The sequence below is a fragment of the Clostridium sp. TJA032 genome (assembly GCF_058310275.1).
This window is the reverse complement of record NZ_JBZEFB010000001.1, coordinates 1,522,592-1,539,711: the sequence shown is the minus strand read 5'-3', so window position 1 is coordinate 1,539,711 and position 17,120 is coordinate 1,522,592. Positions and strand designations below refer to the sequence as shown.

The following is a 17,120-nucleotide window of genomic DNA, read 5'->3' as shown; positions in this document are numbered from 1 at the left end:
TTTCCCATAGCGTAAGCTAGTAAGATCCCTTGAAGAACACAAGGTTGATAGGTCGGAGGTGTAAGCATGGTAACATGTTCAGCTGACCGATACTAATAGATCGAGGGCTTGACCAAATATAGTGTTAATTATGTGCAATTTTGAAAGAACAAAATCTTTCAGTAAAATGTTCCTCGGTAGCTCAATGGTGGAGCACTCGGCTGTTAACCGATAGGTTGGAGGTTCGAGTCCTCTCCGAGGAGCCATTTTTTTTTGCAAAATTTTATGAATATTGTATGTTAAGCTATAAATTAATTTTTAAATTAATTTATAGCTTTATTTATTTTAAAAGTATAAAATTTTAGTGTAAGCTATTTGTAATTAAAGTTTTTATATTATTGGATATAATTAATAAAAGAATAAATTGAAAATTAATTTTCTATATTAGCCTAATAAAATTAATAAAGTAATTATTAATATTTTTTATTTGGCATAAGGAGTTGAATTTATATATGAAAATTTTATTAGTAGAAGATGAAGAAAGCATAAGAGGATTTTTAAGAATAAATTTCCAAAGAGAGAATTTTCAAGTAATAGAGTGTGAAAATGGAGAAGAAGGTATAAGAAAAGCTTTAATAGAAAAACCAGACATAGCAATTTTAGATGTTATGCTACCAGGAATAGATGGTTTTGAGGTTTGTCAAAAGTTAAGAGAAAATTTCCCTAGAATGGGCATAATTATGCTTACTGCAAAGGGAGAAGACATGGATAAGATAATGGGTCTTCAGTTTGGTGCTGATGATTATGTATTAAAGCCTTTTAATCCTTTAGAAATAACTTTAAGAGTTAAAGCTTTAATGAGAAGGTTAGAGGGAGTTAGCGAAGATAAGGATGAAAATTGTATAGAAGTTGATAATTTTAAGCTAGACCTTTACTCTCAAAGTTTATATAAAGATGGAGAAGAAATAGATGTAACTCCTAAGGAGTTTTTGCTAATGAAAATATTTATGCAAAATCCAGGAAAAGCCTTTACTAGAGATGAACTATTAAATTTAGTATGGGGAATAGATTTTTTTGGAGATCCAAAAATTGTAGATGTTAATATAAGAAGACTTAGAGCAAAAATTGAGGATAATTCATCTAAACCTAAATATATAGAAACAGTATGGGGAACTGGTTATAGATGGAAAAGATAGGGGTAATTAATTTATGAAAAGTATAAAAACTAGGCTAATAAAGAACTTTTTAGTTCTATTATTATCAACTATTATTATAGTTTCGGCCATGTTTTTGATTTTTATTTCTAGATATTATTATCAAAATACAGAAGAAATACTATTAAGTCAGATAAATATATCCGTTGATTTTTATAAAAGATATTTATCTAATGTTAGCTTAGAAGAAAATGTTTATGAAGATGTAGATATATTTTGGAAACAAACAGATGCACAGGTACAAATTTATAATTTAAAAGGACAATTAATTATGGATTCTATAGGCTTAGAGCCTAAAGAATATGACACACCTGTAGATGTAAAGAGAGCTTTAGAAGGAGAAACATCAAAGTGGGTAGGAACAATACCTGATTATACAGGAAAGGTAATGGCAATTTCAGCACCCCTTAGAAATTCTTCTAATGAAATAGTAGGCGTAATTAGATATATAAGCTCTCTTAGAAATGTTGATAATTTTATACTTAATTTCTTTATAGTGTTTTTAGTTATAGGTGTTACAGTTTTAGCTATAGGAATAATTTTAAGTTATTTTTTAGCGAATAGTATTGTAAATCCAATAACAGAATTAATAAAGGTTTCTGAACAGATGGCAAAGGGAAACTTAAAGGTTAGAAATAAAATTGTTACAAATGATGAGATTGAAAAATTAGCAGAAACCTTAAATTTAATGGCAGAAGAAATTGAAAATAGAGAAATTTTAAAAAATGAATTTATTTCGTCAGTTTCTCATGAACTTAGAACTCCTTTAACATCTATTAAAGGATGGGCCATAACTTTAAATAATGATTTTACAGATAGAGAAACCTTAAAGATGGGTTTTGATATAATTGAAAAAGAGTCTGATAGGTTAAGTAATATGGTTGAAGAGTTACTTGATTTTTCAAAGTTTGTAAGTGGAAAAATAAAATTAAAGTACGAAGAAATAAATTTAAAAGAATTTATGGAGTATTTAGTGTTATATATGAATCCAAGAGCAGAAAGAGAGCATAAGGAGCTTATTTTAAAAGGCGTTACAGAAGATTTTATAATTGTAGGTGATAAGAATAGATTAAAGCAAGTTTTTATAAATATCTTAGATAATGCATTTAAATTTACTAATGAAAATGAAAAAATAACTATAGAATTCTCATATACCGAAGAAGGGATATATATAAGTATAATTGACACTGGATGTGGAATAAGTAAAGAAGAATTACCAAGAGTAAAAGAAAAATTTTACAAAGGAAAAAATTCTAAGTCGCAAAATGGCATAGGCTTATCTATATGTGATGAAATTATAGCTTTACATGAGGGAACTTTAAGTATTTATAGTGAACTTGGTAAGGGAACTAAAGTAGTTATATATTTGCCTAAAAAGTTAATTAAGAGTGTTGAGAATGAGTTAAACTAGTCAAAAGAGGTGTTTTATGAAGAGAATTTGTTTAATCTTCTTTACTATTATGAGTTTTTTCATGATGGGATGTTCTCAAAAAGAATCCTTTGATATATCAAAAATAACTCCACCAGAGTCAGATAATATAAAAATATTGGGAAAATGGGAAGTAGTTAGTGAGTTATATGATAGTGATGAAAAAAATTCAAGTAGTGTAGGTGGGGCTTTTAACTTAGAAAAAAATGATATTATAACAATAAGTAAAGACGAAGTTATATCTAATGGAGTTAGCATAGTAAATCCTAAATTTAAATTAAAAAGAATGGAAAGGGACATATTCTTTAGAGAAATAGATAATGCAAAGATAAAAGATGAAATAAAAAAGTCTATTAAAGATGAATATATAGATGTTAATTCTATATATGATAGTAATAAAACTTATTTAAGCATTATTTCAATTAATGATAACGAAGCTTATTTATTGTTAGCTGATAATCTTATAAAATTAAAGAAGGTTTCAGATACTTCTCCTAAGGGGGAGGTTAATAAAATAGAAGGCGAAGATAATTTAAAAGGTAAAAATACTGTAAGTCCAGAGTATTATAATAAGGATGTAGGAATATTGCTTGGCCTTAAAAAACCTGCTCATATGGAAGGAGAAGAATTTGAGGAAGCTTCTTATAGAACTTTATGGATATCTATAATAGATAATAAATTACAACCTATAAGAGTTTTAGATGATTCTATTTTATTACCTAGAATAAATGGATTTTCAAAAATAAGTTTAAACTCAACTTATGAAAATGGAAAAATTGAAAATAAACTTAAGGTTACAAGTAAGAAAAAGGACCCTAATGATAAGACAGAAATAAAGGGTGAGAAAAATATAGAAGGTGGATATGAGGAAATAACTTTTGTTGGCAATGATTATATAGGCTTAGAATCCTATGTAGGAGATGACAACTTTAAAGGTACTTTTAATGAATATAGCATTATACCTATAAATACTATGGATTCTGATAAATGTATGGATATAGTAAGTTTATTTGGTAAGGAACAAGAGGAAAATTACAATAAGAGTGAGAAAAATGCTATACAAAAATATGATATTGAAGGAAGAAAATATTATTCTAAAAATAAATATTCTAATATAACTCTTCAAAGAAAAAATGGGAATTGGCATTTAGAAGGAATATTAAATGAAAAAAATTATATGGATTATCCAAAAACCTTTGATATAAATATAAATCCAGTACCTATTTTAATAAACTATGATACTTTATCAGTTCCTTGGAGTCAGGTTTTATCCTTTGGAAGAGATGTAAGAGATATAGTAACAGCACCTAATGGAAAAATAGCTATTACTTTAAATAAAAATAGCTTAAGCATATATAAGATAATAGATGGAAGAATTGATGAAAAGCTAGGAGAAATTTATATAGGTAGTGATGAAAAAATTGTAATGGCAGAGTGGGCTGTTGGAGATTATGTTAAGTACTGGGATGAAACTGTAGAAGATATTTATGGTGCTAAGAATATTGAAGAATAGAAATTATTTAAATAAAAAGAGCTAAGCATAAAAGCTTAGCTCTTTTTATTAATTAGAAAGCTTATCTTTAAAGTAATTTGCTCTAATCATCTTATCAGATAAATCTAAAGAGTTTTGAACAATTTCTTTTTCTTTGTCTGTAAGTTCACCTTTTACTTCTCTATCAGTTAAAACAGCGTAAGACCTATTTGTATTTAATAGATTTCTTCCTAAGGCTGTATTTTCATAAGTTTTATTATCTACGCCTAATAAATATAAAAGTGTTGGCATTATATCTATTTGTCCTCCATATACATCATCTTGAACAGGAGTTTTTATACTTGGATTGTAAATTATAAATGGAACTGTATGGTTTCCATTATCTAACCACCAAGATTCAGGATTAGATAAAGATTCTATTTTACTATTATAATATTTATGTGGACCTGCATGGTCTCCTTCTATAGCAATAACTGTATTATCTAAAAGTCCATCTTTCTTTAAAGACTCTATAAACATTCCTATTTGAGCATCAGTATAGTGAACACTTTGGAAGTAACCACCTAAAACATTCTCTTCAAGTTCAGGGCTTAGTTTTAATTTACGATATTCTCCAGGTAAATCAAAAGGTCCATGACTTGTTAAAGTAACAGTAAAGGCATAAAATGGTTGTTTTAATTTTTTTATCATAGGTTCAACTTGTCTAAAGTAACTTCCATCACTTAGTCCAAGACCTATATTTTCATCACGGTCAAAAGAATAATAATCTACAAATTCATCAAAACCTATTCCAGTTAGCCCTTGAGCATAATTCCAGAAAGAACCTTTATCAGAGTGAATAGCAATAGTGCTATAACCATCTTTTTCTAAGATGTTAGGTAAAGAGTTATAATCTGTTGCTGGATTTCTAAAGAAAGTACTTCCTTGTCTTAAAGGTAACATAGAAGTGTTTACCATTAAGTCTGAATCAGAGCTTGTACCTTCATTTACTTGTTCAAAAATGTTAGGGAAGTATATAGAGTTATTTAATAACTTGTTTATATTTGGCGTTATTTCTTGTCCATCTACTTTTTGATTTATAACAAAATCTTCAAGAGATTCAACTTGTATTACTAGAAGATTTTTACCCTTAAACATTCCTTTATAATTATTATCAGGAAGATTTTCATTTTTGAATTCATAATATTCTTTTATTTTTTCTTCATCTTCAGCAGTCATATTGTAAGGTTTTGAGTTTTTATAAACATTGTATATATCAAAAATGTGGTATCCAATTGGTGAAAAATATTCTACTGTGTTAGTAGGGTCGTAACTACTAAATAAGTATGAGTTCTTAACGTTTTCTCTTTTTAATACATTTACGTTAAAAGGAACATATCCTATGTAACAAATTGAAAGTATTAAAACAACTAAAGTACCTTTCCAGTTTGATTTACAATTTTTGAAGCTTTTTCTGAAAATTATAAAAGCTATTATTAAAATAATAAAATCTATAAAGAATAGTAAGTCATATGGACTAGCCATTGAGAAAATACTATCACCAAGATTATCTAAGTTTGCAGTTTGTTTTAATAGCATTACTGATGGTACTGTTTGGAATCCCCTAAAATACCAAATATCCATTACTGTAATTAAAGTTAAGACTAAATCCACAAATATTAAAGAGAAAAATTTACCCTTATTTTTAAATAGTAAGCAGATACTTACAAAAATTGCTGCAAAAGCTATGTAATAATTAATAAAGTAGGAAGCTTGTCTAAACCCTAAACCAAAATTAAGCACATATAAATCTTGATTTAAAGAAAAACCTAAAAAAAGTGCTCCCTTTAAAACTACGGCTATAATTGTAAAAACATAAAAACCTAGTCTTATTAAAGCATTTTTATTAAGTGATTCTTTTATTTTAGCAAGCCCGCCATTTATTTTAACTTTTTCTTGCATTGAAACACCCCTTCTTTTATTATTCAAAGCTGTTAATATTATATCATAAAATAATATGTTAATAGTATGAAGGAATTATTACAAAAAAGTTTAAAAAGCACTTTTTTAGCATAACTTTGATTTTCTCAATTTATAAAAATATGATATCTTTATAATATAGAATATTTTAAGAGGTGAAGATATGAAAAAAATAAATTGTATAGGAATGGCTTGTCCTATGCCTGTTATAACTACAAAAAAATATTTTGATTCTATTGAAAAAGGCATAGCAGAAGTTTTAGTAGATAATGAAGTTGCAAAAAATAATATATGTAAATATGCAGAAGGTTGTGGTTATGATTTTGAATCTTCAAAAAAAGAAGGAAACTTTGTAATTAAAATAGAAAAAACTTTTGAAAAGGAAGTACAAGAAGAGGAAAATGATTTTGTAATCTTGCTTGGAACTGATAAGTTAGGAGAAGGTAACGATGACTTAGGAAAAATACTTATGAAAGGATATTTATATACTTTATCTGAAAGTGATGTAATTCCTAAAGAACTTATATTTTTAAATGGAGGAGTTAAACTTACCGTTAAAAATTCAGAGGTTTTAGAATCTTTAAAGACTTTAGAAAAGCGTGGAGTTAAAATAATGAGTTGTGGAACTTGTTTAGACTTTTATGGATTAAAGGAAGAATTAGCTATAGGTGAAATAAGTAATATGTATGCTATAGTTGAATCAATGAATAAGGCAAGTAAAGTTATAAAATTATAATTCTTTTGAGAGGAGAAAATATTTTTATAGTATGGATAATATTTTTAGTGAGTATGATGTTGTAGTTGTTGGTGGAGGCGTAAGTGGTATGGCAGCAGCTATAGGGTCAAAAGAAAGAGGAATAGAAAAGATATTATTACTTGAAAGAGAAGATGTTTTAGGTGGTGTATTAAATCATTGCATACACTGTGGTTTTGGAAAAGAAATTCTAGGAGAAGCTGTTACAGGAAGTGAGTATGTAGAATATTTAGTTCAAAAAGTTAAGGCTTTAGGAATAGAAGTTAAATTAAATACTACAGTTTTAGAAATCAGTAAAGATAAAGAAGTAAGTTATGTTAGTCCTGAAGAAGGAATGAAGATAATAAAAGCTAAGACTATAGTTTTAGCAACAGGAAGTAGAGAAAAATTTAAAGGAAATGTAAGTGTCCCTTTAAATAAATTTACAGGTATATATACTTCAGGAACTGCACATAGATTTATAAACTTATATGGATATTTGCCAGGTAAAAAGATAGTTATAATAGGCTCTCATGATAGCGATATGATAGTTGCAAGAAGATTAATAATAGAAGGTGCTGAGGTTGAGGCTATAATAGAAAGCAAAGACTATTTAAATTCTTCTCAGTATATTATAGAAAATATAATAGAAGCTTTTAATATTCCTGTTAAGCTTGGATATACAGTAAATGAAGTTTTAGGTACAGAAAGAGTAGAAGGAGTTATTATAAGTAAGGGTGGAGAAGATGAATGCTTTATAAAATGTGATTCTCTTTTAATATCTGTTCCTTGGATACCTGAAAGTGGTTTAGGTAAAAAAATAGGACTTAGAATATCTAATAGTAGTGAAACTATTTTAGTAAATGAAAATTTTGAAACTTCCGAAGAAGGGATATTTGCTTGCGGAAATGTTTTGCATGCTTATGAATTATCTGATGTAGCAACAAAAGAGGGTTTTAAAGTTGGAGAAGCTATTGAAGAGTATCTTAAAAATTAATTTTTAATAAGACTAAAATTCATTATGATTTGAATTTTAGTCTTATTTCTTTTAAAATTTATAGTTTAAGAATTTAATAAATTATCTATGCTTTCTTTTATTATACTTGCAACTAATAAATTTCCATCAATACTAAGATGCAGTCCATCTGTATAGTTTGCTTTATTTAAAGGAAAAATAGAATTTATATCTATAAATATTGTATTATTTTCTTTGCATAATAAATTTAATTTATTAGAATATTCTTTTAGCTTAAGATTGCATTTATTGTAATCAATAGATGAATCCCATTTTTCAGTAGCTAGGGAAGAATATATTTTAGGTGGCGATAAGATTACTGGTTTTATATTAAGTAAATTACAATCATCTATCATTAATTTTACATTGTCAATAATTGAAGAAAGAGATTTATTCATTAGAATGTCATTAGAGCCACACATAATCAAACAAATTTCGCAATCACTTCTTTTTAAGACTTCATATATTCTAGATAATATTCCAGTTGAAGTATCACCATTTATACCTTTATTTATAAAGGAATTTTTATTAGAATTTAAAAGAGATACCCAAGAATTTTCCTTTGTAACTCCATATCCAAAGGTAAGGGAATCTCCTATACAAAGTATATTCATATAATCACCTACATTCTTAGTAAACATTTTTTGCAAACAATGGTTGTCCCTTTGTTTGCAGTTATAAAATCATTTCCAATAATGCTTTTTTTACAAATATCACAGACCTTTTTATTTTCTCCTTTTTTTAAAGAAGGTTCTTTTTTTTCTTTAACAGATTTTCTTTTTTTATTAGGCGGTGGAGAATAAAGAATTTTTTCTACTTCCTTATCTTTTTTTACTATTTCATAATTTAAATCATAGGAGCTTTCAGCAAAAAGCTCTAGTTCAAATCTAGGGTTTTCTTTATCATAAAACTCCTCAGTTATAATTTTTCTTATTTGCATATCATTTATTATTAATCCACTCTTTTCAATTCCATCAAAAATACTCTTTGTTATATTACCTGTATCAGGATGTCTTTTAGAGCTTTTATAATATACTTTTAATAAAGCTATTAAGGATTCTTCTAAAACGATATTTGGATTTTGAATTCTTGCTTTATAAGCAATTTCTTCTTCATATAAGGCATATCTATCATGATATTTACCAGAATTAGAGGGTAAAATTGCTCTTCCCTGTGAATTTGATAGTTTAAAGTTTGACTTAGTAATAGGAGAGCCTTTTACTATAACTTTTGCATAGGAATTCATAATAAACCTCCAATCATATGATATAATAATATAGATTATATCATAATGTAACATTATGTTTTTACATTTCTTGAAAGTATTTAACATATAAAGTATAATACTTTATGTTTACAGGAAAAATTAAAAATAAGAGGGATAAAAATGGATAGAAAAGTTATATTAGCAATAGAAAGTAGTTGTGATGAAACAGCAGCTGCTGTAGTAGTAAATGGTAGAGAAGTTTTATCAAACATAATATCTTCACAAATAGATACACATACCAAATTTGGAGGAGTAGTTCCAGAGGTTGCTTCAAGAAAGCACATAGAAGCTATAAATGCAGTTGTAGAAGAAGCTTTAGAGGTTGCAGGAGTAACTTTTTCTGATATAGATGCTATAGCAGTTACATATGGACCAGGATTAGTTGGTGCTCTGTTAGTTGGACTTCAGTATGCTAAAGGATTAGCTTATTCTTTAGATAAACCTTTAATAGGAGTTAATCATATAGAAGGACATATAAGTGCTAATTTTATAGACCATAAAGATTTAGAACCACCTTTTGTTTGTTTAGTTGTATCAGGAGGGCATACCTTTATAGTTTATGTAAAAGACTATGGCGAGTTTGAAATAATAGGAGAAACAAGAGATGATGCAGCTGGTGAAGCCTTTGATAAGGTTGCAAGAGCTGTTGGTTTAGGATATCCTGGGGGACCTAAAATAGATAAATTAGCTAAAGAAGGAATGGCAGATTCAATAAAATTTCCAAAAGCTAATTTTCATGATGATACCTTAGATTTTTCCTTTAGTGGTGTTAAATCTGCGGTTTTAAATTATCTAAATAAAATGGAAATGAAAAATGAAGAAATCAATAAGGCAGATGTGGTTGCAAGTTTTCAAAAAGCTGTAGTTGAAGTTTTAACTGATAATGTAATAAAAACTTGCAAAAGAAGAAAAGTAAATAAAATAGCCATTGCAGGAGGAGTTGCATCAAATAGTGCTTTAAGAGAAAATCTTCTTAAAGAAGGAAAAAAGAGAGGAATTGAAGTTTTATTCCCATCTCCAATACTTTGCACAGACAATGCAGCTATGATAGGAAGTGCTGCATATTTTGAACTTTTAAAAGGAAATACATCTGAAATGAGTCTTAATGCAAAACCTAACTTAAGATTAGGAGAAAGATAGGGGCTGAATTAATAATGAAGTTTATTCCATACTCCAATGGATTTCATAAGATGAATAAGAATGTGCAAGTAAAGCCTATGACAATAATAAGAAATATTTTTATATTTATATTAGCTTTAGTATTTATAGGTTTTGCATATCAATTTATAGTAAATAAAATAGATAGTAAAAAAATAGAGCCAAGTAATAAATACGTAAGAATAGATAGTAAAAAGAATTATTATGATTTTGAAGGGGAGAGTAAGCCAACTATAGTTATGAATTCTGATATAGGTTTAGGATTAAGTGAGTGGAGTAAAGTACAAGACCTTATAGAAAAAGAATATGGCTATAGAACTTTCTCATATGACAGACCTGGATATGGTTTTTCTGAATCTGTAAAAGATGATGGAATAAAAGACCAAGCACAACATCTTAGAATGATTTTAAAGAAAGCTGGGATTGGAGGGCCATACATTTTAGTTGGCTCTGGTTATGGCGCTTTAGTTATGTGTAATTTTGCAAAACTTTATCCAGATTTAGTTCAAGGAGTTATTCTTGTAGACCCAATAAATGAAGAAGCTTTAAAAAATGATAAAACATATTTAAAGCAATTTTCTAAACAAAAATTTAGTAGGTTAATACAAAAATATGGTTCTTACTTTGGTTTAACAAGCATTATGGGTAAGTTTGGAATGTTAAAAAATCCAGAAGGTTTAGATGAAAATTTAAGTGAAGAAAACTTAAAAGTCTATAATACTTTAAGAACTAAAAGTGATTATAATAGTGGTTATTATAGTGAGCTTACAAATATTTTAGATTTAAATAATGATTCTCAAACAAAGGATTTATTACAGGGAAAACCGTTAAGTATAATAGTTAATGATAAAGAGTTTGTTAGGGAACAAGAAGCACTTAAAAATTTAACTTTAGAAAATAGAGTTCAAATAATAAATGCTAAAAATAAAACGAATGTTATACCTTTAGAAAAGCCTGAGATATTTTTAGATAGTATAAGATTTATACAAGACAATAGCTTAGAATATGAGGGCAATTAAGTAGCTTTAATATAATTTGCATGCCACAAAAATGACATAAATATGACATACAAATGACACAAAAAATGGTTATTATAAACATGTGGAAACGAATGTTTAGGAGGGTATGTATAAATGAGTGATTTTAATAAAAAAGATGAAAACTTAGACGAATATTTCGGTTTTGATGATAAAGAAAATAAAAACTTAGAAGGCGATAATAGCAATAAAGACACAGAAAATAATATAGATGAAACTCAAAAAATAAATACTGAAAAGGAACAAGAAAATAAAGAAGCAGACAGTAGTTCAAAAGGTTCAGAAGATGGCAAAAATAAAGAACCTAAAAAGCCGAAGCAAAAAAGTGGATTTAAAAGAGGCTTTGCACTAGTTGCAGGAGCTGTTGTTATAGCTGTTCTTGGTGGTGTTATAGGTGGTAGTGGAGTATATTTTGCTTTCAAAAATAGTATTCCAATAGGTGCATTAGAAGGTAATGGTTCCTCTAATCAAGTAGCTACACAAGAGTTTAAAGCAGACCAAGGAACTTTAACTGTTCCTCAAGTAGTTGAAAAAGTTACTCCAGCAGTTGTTGGTATTTCTACAAAGAGTTTAGTAAGAGACCAATTTTTCAATGTTAAAGAACAAGAAGGTTTAGGTTCAGGCTTTATAATAAATGAAGAAGGCTATGTAGTTACAAACTACCATGTTATAAATGGAGCTCAAGAGGTTAAGGTAATATTCTCTGATGAAAAAGAGGTAAATGCTAAGGTTATAAACTATGATGTTGAAAGAGATATAGCTGTAGTAAAAATAACTGATGATGTTAAGATGCCAGGAATAGCTCAATTAGGAGATTCTTCAACTGTTAGAGCTGGAGAAGAAGTAATTGCTATAGGAAATCCTTTAGGTAAAGAATTTAGTTCAACAGTAACTAAGGGAATAATAAGTTCTCCAAACAGAAAGATGAAAACTGAAAATGGAAATGTATTAGACTATATACAAACAGATGCAGCTATAAACCCAGGTAATAGTGGTGGTCCATTAATAAATGCAAAGGGTGAAGTTATTGGAATAAATACTGCAAAGAAAGTTGGAGAAGATATTGAGGGAATAGGATTTGCAATTCCTATAAATGAAGTTAAAACTAGATTAGATTCATTATCAAAGCCAATTTTAAAACTTGGTATTACTGCAAGAACAGTAACTCCTGAATTAGCAAAGGAAAATAAACTTGAAGAAGGAGTTTATGTTGTAGGAGTTCAAGAATTTAGTCCAGCAGAAAGAGCAGGATTAAAAATTGGAGATTTAATAGTTGAGTTTGGTGGAAAGAGAGTAAAAACTCTAGAAGATTTAAATCAAGTTAAGAGTCAATATAATGATGGCGATACAGTACCAGTTGAAGTAATTAGAGATGGTAAGAAGATAAACTTAAATTTAACTTTAGTTGCTAACTAATTAGATTAATAGATGTATATCAAAAGATAAATTATGCTTTTGATATACATCTTTTTTTATTTCAATAAAATAAAAAAATTTTTAAAGGAATTTTTTATTAAATTAAGAATAATAAAAGAGAATAAGTATTAAATATTTAATGTATCATTTTACTTTAAATGGGTAACTAAAAGAAATATAGGAGGATTATATGAAGAAAATAGTATTATTATGCACATTAGGTATGTCGACATCCTTGTTAGTTTCAAAAATGAGAAAGGCTTCAAGGGAGTTAAATATTGATTGTTCTATAATAGCAGTTGGAGAATATGAACTTAAAAAATTTGAAAAAGAAGCAGATATAATAATGTTAGGCCCTCAAGTAAAATACCTATATAATAGTTTGAGGAAAAAAATAAATGAAGAGGTAGAGATAAGCTTTATAAATGAAGCTGATTATAGCACTATGAATGGAAAGCGAATTTTGACACAAGCTTTAGGACTAATAGAAAAAAAGGACTTATGTAAAAAATAATTATAAAAATAAAGATCATATAAAATCTAAGAGGATTTTTATGGTCTTTATTTATATTTAATAAATTGAAAATTTAAAAATATAATGTTGAATTGTGTAAATTACTACCATATACTAAGAAATATCAAGTTTTAAGGGGGAGAGTTTTTGGAAAAAGTAGTTCTTTTGGTAATTGGAATTTCCTTTGTAATTAGTGGTTTAGATTACATAAATAAAAATAAATTAGGACTAGGAGAAAAATTTAAAGAAGGAATGTTATCTATGGGGCCTATAGCTATATCAATGATAGGTATATATTCTTTCTCTCCGTTAATAGGAAAAATTGTAGGGTTTTTATTAACGCCTTTAAGCAATTTTATAGGTATAGACCCATCAATATTTCCTTCAATGTTCTTAGCCGTTGACATGGGAGGATTAGGTATAGCAGAAGGTTTATCTTCAAATATAGAAATGTATTGGATATCAGGTGTAATAATAGCCTCTACTCTAGGAGCAACTATAAGTTTTTCAATTCCATTAGCTTTAGGAATAATCGAAAATAAATATTTAGAAGATTTTACAAAAGGCTTGTTATATGGAATAATTACACTACCTGTAGCACCTATTATTGCAGGGATATTTTTAGGGGTAGATATTAAATTTTTACTATTTAATATGTTACCATTAATACTTTTTGCTATAATTTTAGCATTTTGTATGAAAAAATTTAAAGATAAAACTATAAGTCTATTTATTAAGCTAGGAAAATTAATTCAGATAGTTAGTATAGTAGGGCTTTTAATTTTAGGGTTTTTATCAATTGTTGGATTAGAACCTTTAGGATATGTATTACCTATTGAGGAAGCTATAAGTGTTGTAGGAAAAATTGCCATATTTTTAGGAGGTGCCTATCCTTTAATAAATTTCATAACTGAAAAATTTTCAAAATCATTAAATAAGATAGGAAAAAAATTAGATATAGATGAATTTTCTATAGCTGCTTTTTTAGGAACTTTAGCTTCAAACATAATATTATTTAAGAGTTTTAGTAAAATGAGTTCTAAGGGAAGAATAGCTTTAACTGCTTTTAGTGTAAGTGGTGCCTTTGTAATTGGAGGTCAATTAGGCTTTGTTTCTTTAAAAACTCCAGAGGTTATAAATATATATATATTATCAAAGTTAGGAGCTGGAATAGTTGCTATGATTTTAGCATTAATTCTATGGAAAAAGGAAAGTAATTCCCATAAAAAATTAAAAGAGCAAGTTTTGAAATAGTAAAAAAGAGAGTAGAAATACTCTCTTTTATGTTAATTTAATTTTTTATTTTGAAAGTTTTATCAAGTAGTTGAAAATTATTTTTTAAACCTTCTGATAAATAAATTTCCTTATCTTTAGTTACAAAAATAGCTTCTATACTAGGAAGGGATTCTATTAAATTTAACCCATCTATAAGACCCATTCCAAAGGTTGAGGTTGAAAGAGCATCTCCATCTATAGATTTAGAAGAAACTATAGTTACTGAGGCTAAATTATTATCATAGGGATATCCTTTTTTAGGATCTAAGATATGATGATATTTTTTTCCATCAAATTCTATATATCTTTCATAAATTCCAGAAGTAACTACAGATTCGTTAAATACCTTTAAGGTTCCAAGAGGAGAGCCTCTATTTTCAAAAGGATTTTGTATGCCTATTGTCCATTTTTCTCCTTTATCTTTTTCACCAAGGGCATAAATATTACCGCCTAAATCAATTATAGCTTTAGTAACTCCCTCAGAAATTAAAAATTCAGAAATTATGTCTGCTATATATCCTTTTGCTATACCTCCTAAATCTAAAATCATTCCTTTTTCTTTTAGAAATACAGATTTATCTTTTTTATTTAAAACTATATTTTCATAGTTTACAAGGTCTAGGGTATTTAATATTTCATCTTCTTTAGGAACTTTTGCATTTTCACTACCTATACCCCATAACTTAACTAAGGGACCTATGCTTATATCAAAATTTCCATTAGAGGATTTTGAATATTCTAAAGAACTCTCTATTAAGTTAAATGTATGGTCGCTTAGCTTTACAGCTTCTATACCTGCCTTTTCATTTATTTTATTTATTTCAGAGCTATCTATGTTTAGACTAAGCATAGATTCTATTTCACTTATTTTATCAAAGGCTTTATTTAAAATGTTTTCATTAAATTTATCATAAAGTGTAATGTTTACTATAGTTCCCATAAAAAAATTAGATTTGCTTATAGGCTCTTTTTTTATAGAACATCCACCTAAAGTGAAAGCTAAAAACAATGATAGAAAAATACAAATATGTCTTAAGTTCCCCATTTTACCCTCCTAGAAATAAAATAATATTTTTAACTTATTCTACTAATGTTTCTTCAGTTTTTCCTTCCTCAGCATTTTTTAATGCCTCAGCAGCTAATTTTTTAAATTGTTCAGATGAGTTAGTAGCACCTGTAACAACATCTATTTCTGCAGATTGTTTGTCTATTAAAGATTTTTCAAGTTGAGGTTCATATTCTGAAGGGCCAACGCCAGAAACACCTTTCATTTTTTCATTGTAATCTTTATCATCTCTCTTCATAACATTAGTTTCAGCATTAAACTCATTATATTTAGCTTCTGTTATCTTTCCTTCTGATACAGTTATACTAAGTTTTGCTTTATACCCATGGTCGTCAGCATTAGCTGTTTCAACAGTATAATTACCATCCTTTAATTTTGAACTGTTTGATGCCCCACATCCAATAAAGCTAGAAGCTACTATAGTAGATAAAACAATTGCTAATAATTTCTTTTTCATAAAATCCTCCTAAATAAATTTAATTACTATAAATATACTTTTTAATATTAAAAAAATTCCTTAAAGTTAAATAAAACAAATAATTTTAACTTAACGTACATATATACATAATAAGTGATTGTTAATTAGGAGAGATTTTATGAAAAAGTGGGATTTAATTATAATTGTATTTTCAATAATTTTATCTATTATGCCTATTAGAATTCTTATATCTGGAAATAATAGAGTGGAGTTTAAAAGAGTTTTTATAAGTGTTAATGGAGAGGAATATGAAAATTTTAATTTAGAGAAAGATATAAAAAAAGTTATAAAAATTGAAAAGGGAATAGGAGAAAATGAAGTTTATGTGGAAGAGGGAAAAGTATATATGAAAAACTCAAATTGTGCAGACAAGGTATGTATTAGGCAAGGGAAAATAGATAGACTTGGTCAAAGTGTTGTTTGTTTGCCAAATAGAGTTTTTGTAGAAATAAAGGGTAATAAGGATGAGGAGTGTATCTTATCATATTAAAATAATAAAGGGGACTTAGATTTTTATGAAAAGTAAAAAGATGGTATATTTAGGGGTTTTAGTTGCTCAAGCCTTGGTTTTATATATTTTTGAAAGTATGATACCTATGCCTTTTATTACACCAGGTGCGAAACTTGGACTAGCTAATTTAATAGTTGTAATATCACTATATACTTTAGATTCATATAAAGAGTGTATTTGGTTAATATTTTTAAAGCTTATTTTATCAACTCTTCTTATGGGTTCAGTATCTACATTTATTTTTTCTTTAGGTGGTTCTATTTTAAGTTTTTTAGGAATGATTTTTATAAAAGATTTGTTAAAAGAAAAGGTGTCTGCTATTGGAGTTAGTACTATAGGAGGTGTATTTCATAATTTAGGTCAGCTTTTTGTTACTGCTATTATAATTAAAAATATAAGTATATTAACTTATCTTCCTATTTTATCTATAGCAGGTATAGGAACTGGGATTTTTATTGGAATAACAGCAAATTATTTATTAAAGCATATGAAGAATATAAGTATTTTAAATTACAAGGAAAATATGAATATATAAATAAAAAAACTTATAAATATGATTAAATTAATTAAATTTAAT

The 17,120-nt window shown here is 27.4% G+C and carries 17 protein-coding genes, 1 tRNA gene and 1 rRNA gene; 14 read left to right on the top strand and 5 right to left on the bottom strand.

Going from position 1 to position 17,120, the window contains the following annotated elements; genetic code table 11:
- The 5 genes from AC4FRL_RS07155 to AC4FRL_RS07135 all read left to right on the top strand — a co-directional run.
- Positions 1-116, top strand: a 23S ribosomal RNA gene (locus tag AC4FRL_RS07155); the annotation flags it as partial.
- Positions 117-170: 54 nt separating this feature from the next.
- Positions 171-245, top strand: a tRNA-Asn gene (locus tag AC4FRL_RS07150).
- A 246-nt stretch (positions 246-491) separates the two neighbouring features.
- Positions 492-1,175, top strand: a complete 684-nt coding sequence (locus tag AC4FRL_RS07145; RefSeq protein ID WP_491139507.1) for a response regulator transcription factor — start codon at positions 492-494, stop codon at positions 1,173-1,175.
- A gap of 13 nt (positions 1,176-1,188) precedes the next feature.
- Positions 1,189-2,604 (top strand): sensor histidine kinase, encoded by a 1,416-nt coding sequence (locus AC4FRL_RS07140; protein ID WP_491139506.1) that lies wholly within the window; start codon positions 1,189-1,191, stop codon positions 2,602-2,604.
- A gap of 16 nt (positions 2,605-2,620) precedes the next feature.
- The gene (locus AC4FRL_RS07135; protein ID WP_491139505.1) at positions 2,621-4,135 is read left to right on the top strand and encodes a hypothetical protein; all 1,515 of its coding nucleotides are present in this window, start codon (positions 2,621-2,623) and stop codon (positions 4,133-4,135) included.
- A 48-nt stretch (positions 4,136-4,183) separates the two neighbouring features.
- Here the strand turns inward: AC4FRL_RS07135 and AC4FRL_RS07130 are convergent, their stop codons facing one another.
- Positions 4,184-6,055 carry an LTA synthase family protein gene (locus tag AC4FRL_RS07130; RefSeq protein WP_491139504.1) on the bottom strand — a complete coding sequence of 624 codons (1,872 nt, stop codon included), beginning with the start codon at positions 6,053-6,055 and terminating at the stop codon, positions 4,184-4,186.
- A 181-nt stretch (positions 6,056-6,236) separates the two neighbouring features.
- On the opposite strand from AC4FRL_RS07130, the gene yedF reads away from it, so the two are divergent.
- Both yedF and AC4FRL_RS07120 read left to right on the top strand, forming a co-directional pair.
- Positions 6,237-6,809 carry a sulfurtransferase-like selenium metabolism protein YedF gene (gene yedF / locus AC4FRL_RS07125; RefSeq protein WP_491139503.1) on the top strand — a complete coding sequence of 191 codons (573 nt, stop codon included), beginning with the start codon at positions 6,237-6,239 and terminating at the stop codon, positions 6,807-6,809.
- Positions 6,810-6,840: 31 nt separating this feature from the next.
- On the top strand, positions 6,841-7,803 hold the full coding sequence (locus AC4FRL_RS07120) for an NAD(P)/FAD-dependent oxidoreductase (protein WP_491139502.1): 963 nt from the start codon (positions 6,841-6,843) through the stop codon (positions 7,801-7,803).
- A gap of 65 nt (positions 7,804-7,868) precedes the next feature.
- Here AC4FRL_RS07120 and AC4FRL_RS07115 read toward each other — a convergent pair whose 3' ends face one another.
- Together AC4FRL_RS07115 and AC4FRL_RS07110 are read right to left on the bottom strand one after the other, a co-directional pair.
- On the bottom strand, positions 7,869-8,435 hold the full coding sequence (locus AC4FRL_RS07115; RefSeq protein ID WP_491139501.1) for a GDSL-type esterase/lipase family protein: 567 nt from the start codon (positions 8,433-8,435) through the stop codon (positions 7,869-7,871).
- An 8-nt stretch (positions 8,436-8,443) separates the two neighbouring features.
- Positions 8,444-9,067 carry a RusA family crossover junction endodeoxyribonuclease gene (locus tag AC4FRL_RS07110; RefSeq protein WP_491139500.1) on the bottom strand — a complete coding sequence of 208 codons (624 nt, stop codon included), beginning with the start codon at positions 9,065-9,067 and terminating at the stop codon, positions 8,444-8,446.
- A 141-nt stretch (positions 9,068-9,208) separates the two neighbouring features.
- Here AC4FRL_RS07110 and tsaD point away from each other — a divergent pair, with 141 nt between their 5' ends.
- The 5 genes from tsaD (at position 9,209) to eutH (ending at position 14,467) form a co-directional block, all read left to right on the top strand.
- The gene (gene tsaD / locus AC4FRL_RS07105; RefSeq protein ID WP_491139499.1) at positions 9,209-10,228 is read left to right on the top strand and encodes a tRNA (adenosine(37)-N6)-threonylcarbamoyltransferase complex transferase subunit TsaD; all 1,020 of its coding nucleotides are present in this window, start codon (positions 9,209-9,211) and stop codon (positions 10,226-10,228) included.
- Between the two features lie 14 nt (positions 10,229-10,242).
- Entirely contained in the window at positions 10,243-11,265 is a 1,023-nt protein-coding gene (locus AC4FRL_RS07100; protein WP_491139498.1) for an alpha/beta fold hydrolase, read from the top strand.
- Positions 11,266-11,379: 114 nt separating this feature from the next.
- Positions 11,380-12,699 (top strand): S1C family serine protease, encoded by a 1,320-nt coding sequence (locus tag AC4FRL_RS07095; protein ID WP_491139497.1) that lies wholly within the window; start codon positions 11,380-11,382, stop codon positions 12,697-12,699.
- Between the two features lie 190 nt (positions 12,700-12,889).
- Positions 12,890-13,213, top strand: a complete 324-nt coding sequence (locus AC4FRL_RS07090; RefSeq protein WP_491139496.1) for a PTS sugar transporter subunit IIB — start codon at positions 12,890-12,892, stop codon at positions 13,211-13,213.
- Between the two features lie 147 nt (positions 13,214-13,360).
- Positions 13,361-14,467, top strand: a complete 1,107-nt coding sequence (eutH, locus tag AC4FRL_RS07085) for an ethanolamine utilization protein EutH (protein ID WP_491139495.1) — start codon at positions 13,361-13,363, stop codon at positions 14,465-14,467.
- Positions 14,468-14,504: 37 nt separating this feature from the next.
- On the opposite strand, the gene AC4FRL_RS07080 is transcribed toward eutH, so the two are convergent.
- Together AC4FRL_RS07080 and AC4FRL_RS07075 are read right to left on the bottom strand one after the other, a co-directional pair.
- Positions 14,505-15,533, bottom strand: coding sequence for an FAD:protein FMN transferase (locus AC4FRL_RS07080; protein WP_491139494.1), 1,029 nt, complete (start codon positions 15,531-15,533; stop codon positions 14,505-14,507).
- A gap of 34 nt (positions 15,534-15,567) precedes the next feature.
- Positions 15,568-16,011 carry an FMN-binding protein gene (locus tag AC4FRL_RS07075; RefSeq protein WP_491139493.1) on the bottom strand — a complete coding sequence of 148 codons (444 nt, stop codon included), beginning with the start codon at positions 16,009-16,011 and terminating at the stop codon, positions 15,568-15,570.
- 139 nt (positions 16,012-16,150) lie between these two features.
- On the opposite strand from AC4FRL_RS07075, the gene AC4FRL_RS07070 reads away from it, so the two are divergent.
- Positions 16,151-16,522: a NusG domain II-containing protein gene (locus tag AC4FRL_RS07070; RefSeq protein WP_491139492.1), complete on the top strand. Its 372-nt coding sequence runs from the start codon at positions 16,151-16,153 to the stop codon at positions 16,520-16,522.
- A 25-nt stretch (positions 16,523-16,547) separates the two neighbouring features.
- The gene (locus tag AC4FRL_RS07065; protein WP_491139491.1) at positions 16,548-17,078 is read left to right on the top strand and encodes a Gx transporter family protein; all 531 of its coding nucleotides are present in this window, start codon (positions 16,548-16,550) and stop codon (positions 17,076-17,078) included.
- The last annotated feature ends 42 nt before the right edge of the window (positions 17,079-17,120 follow it).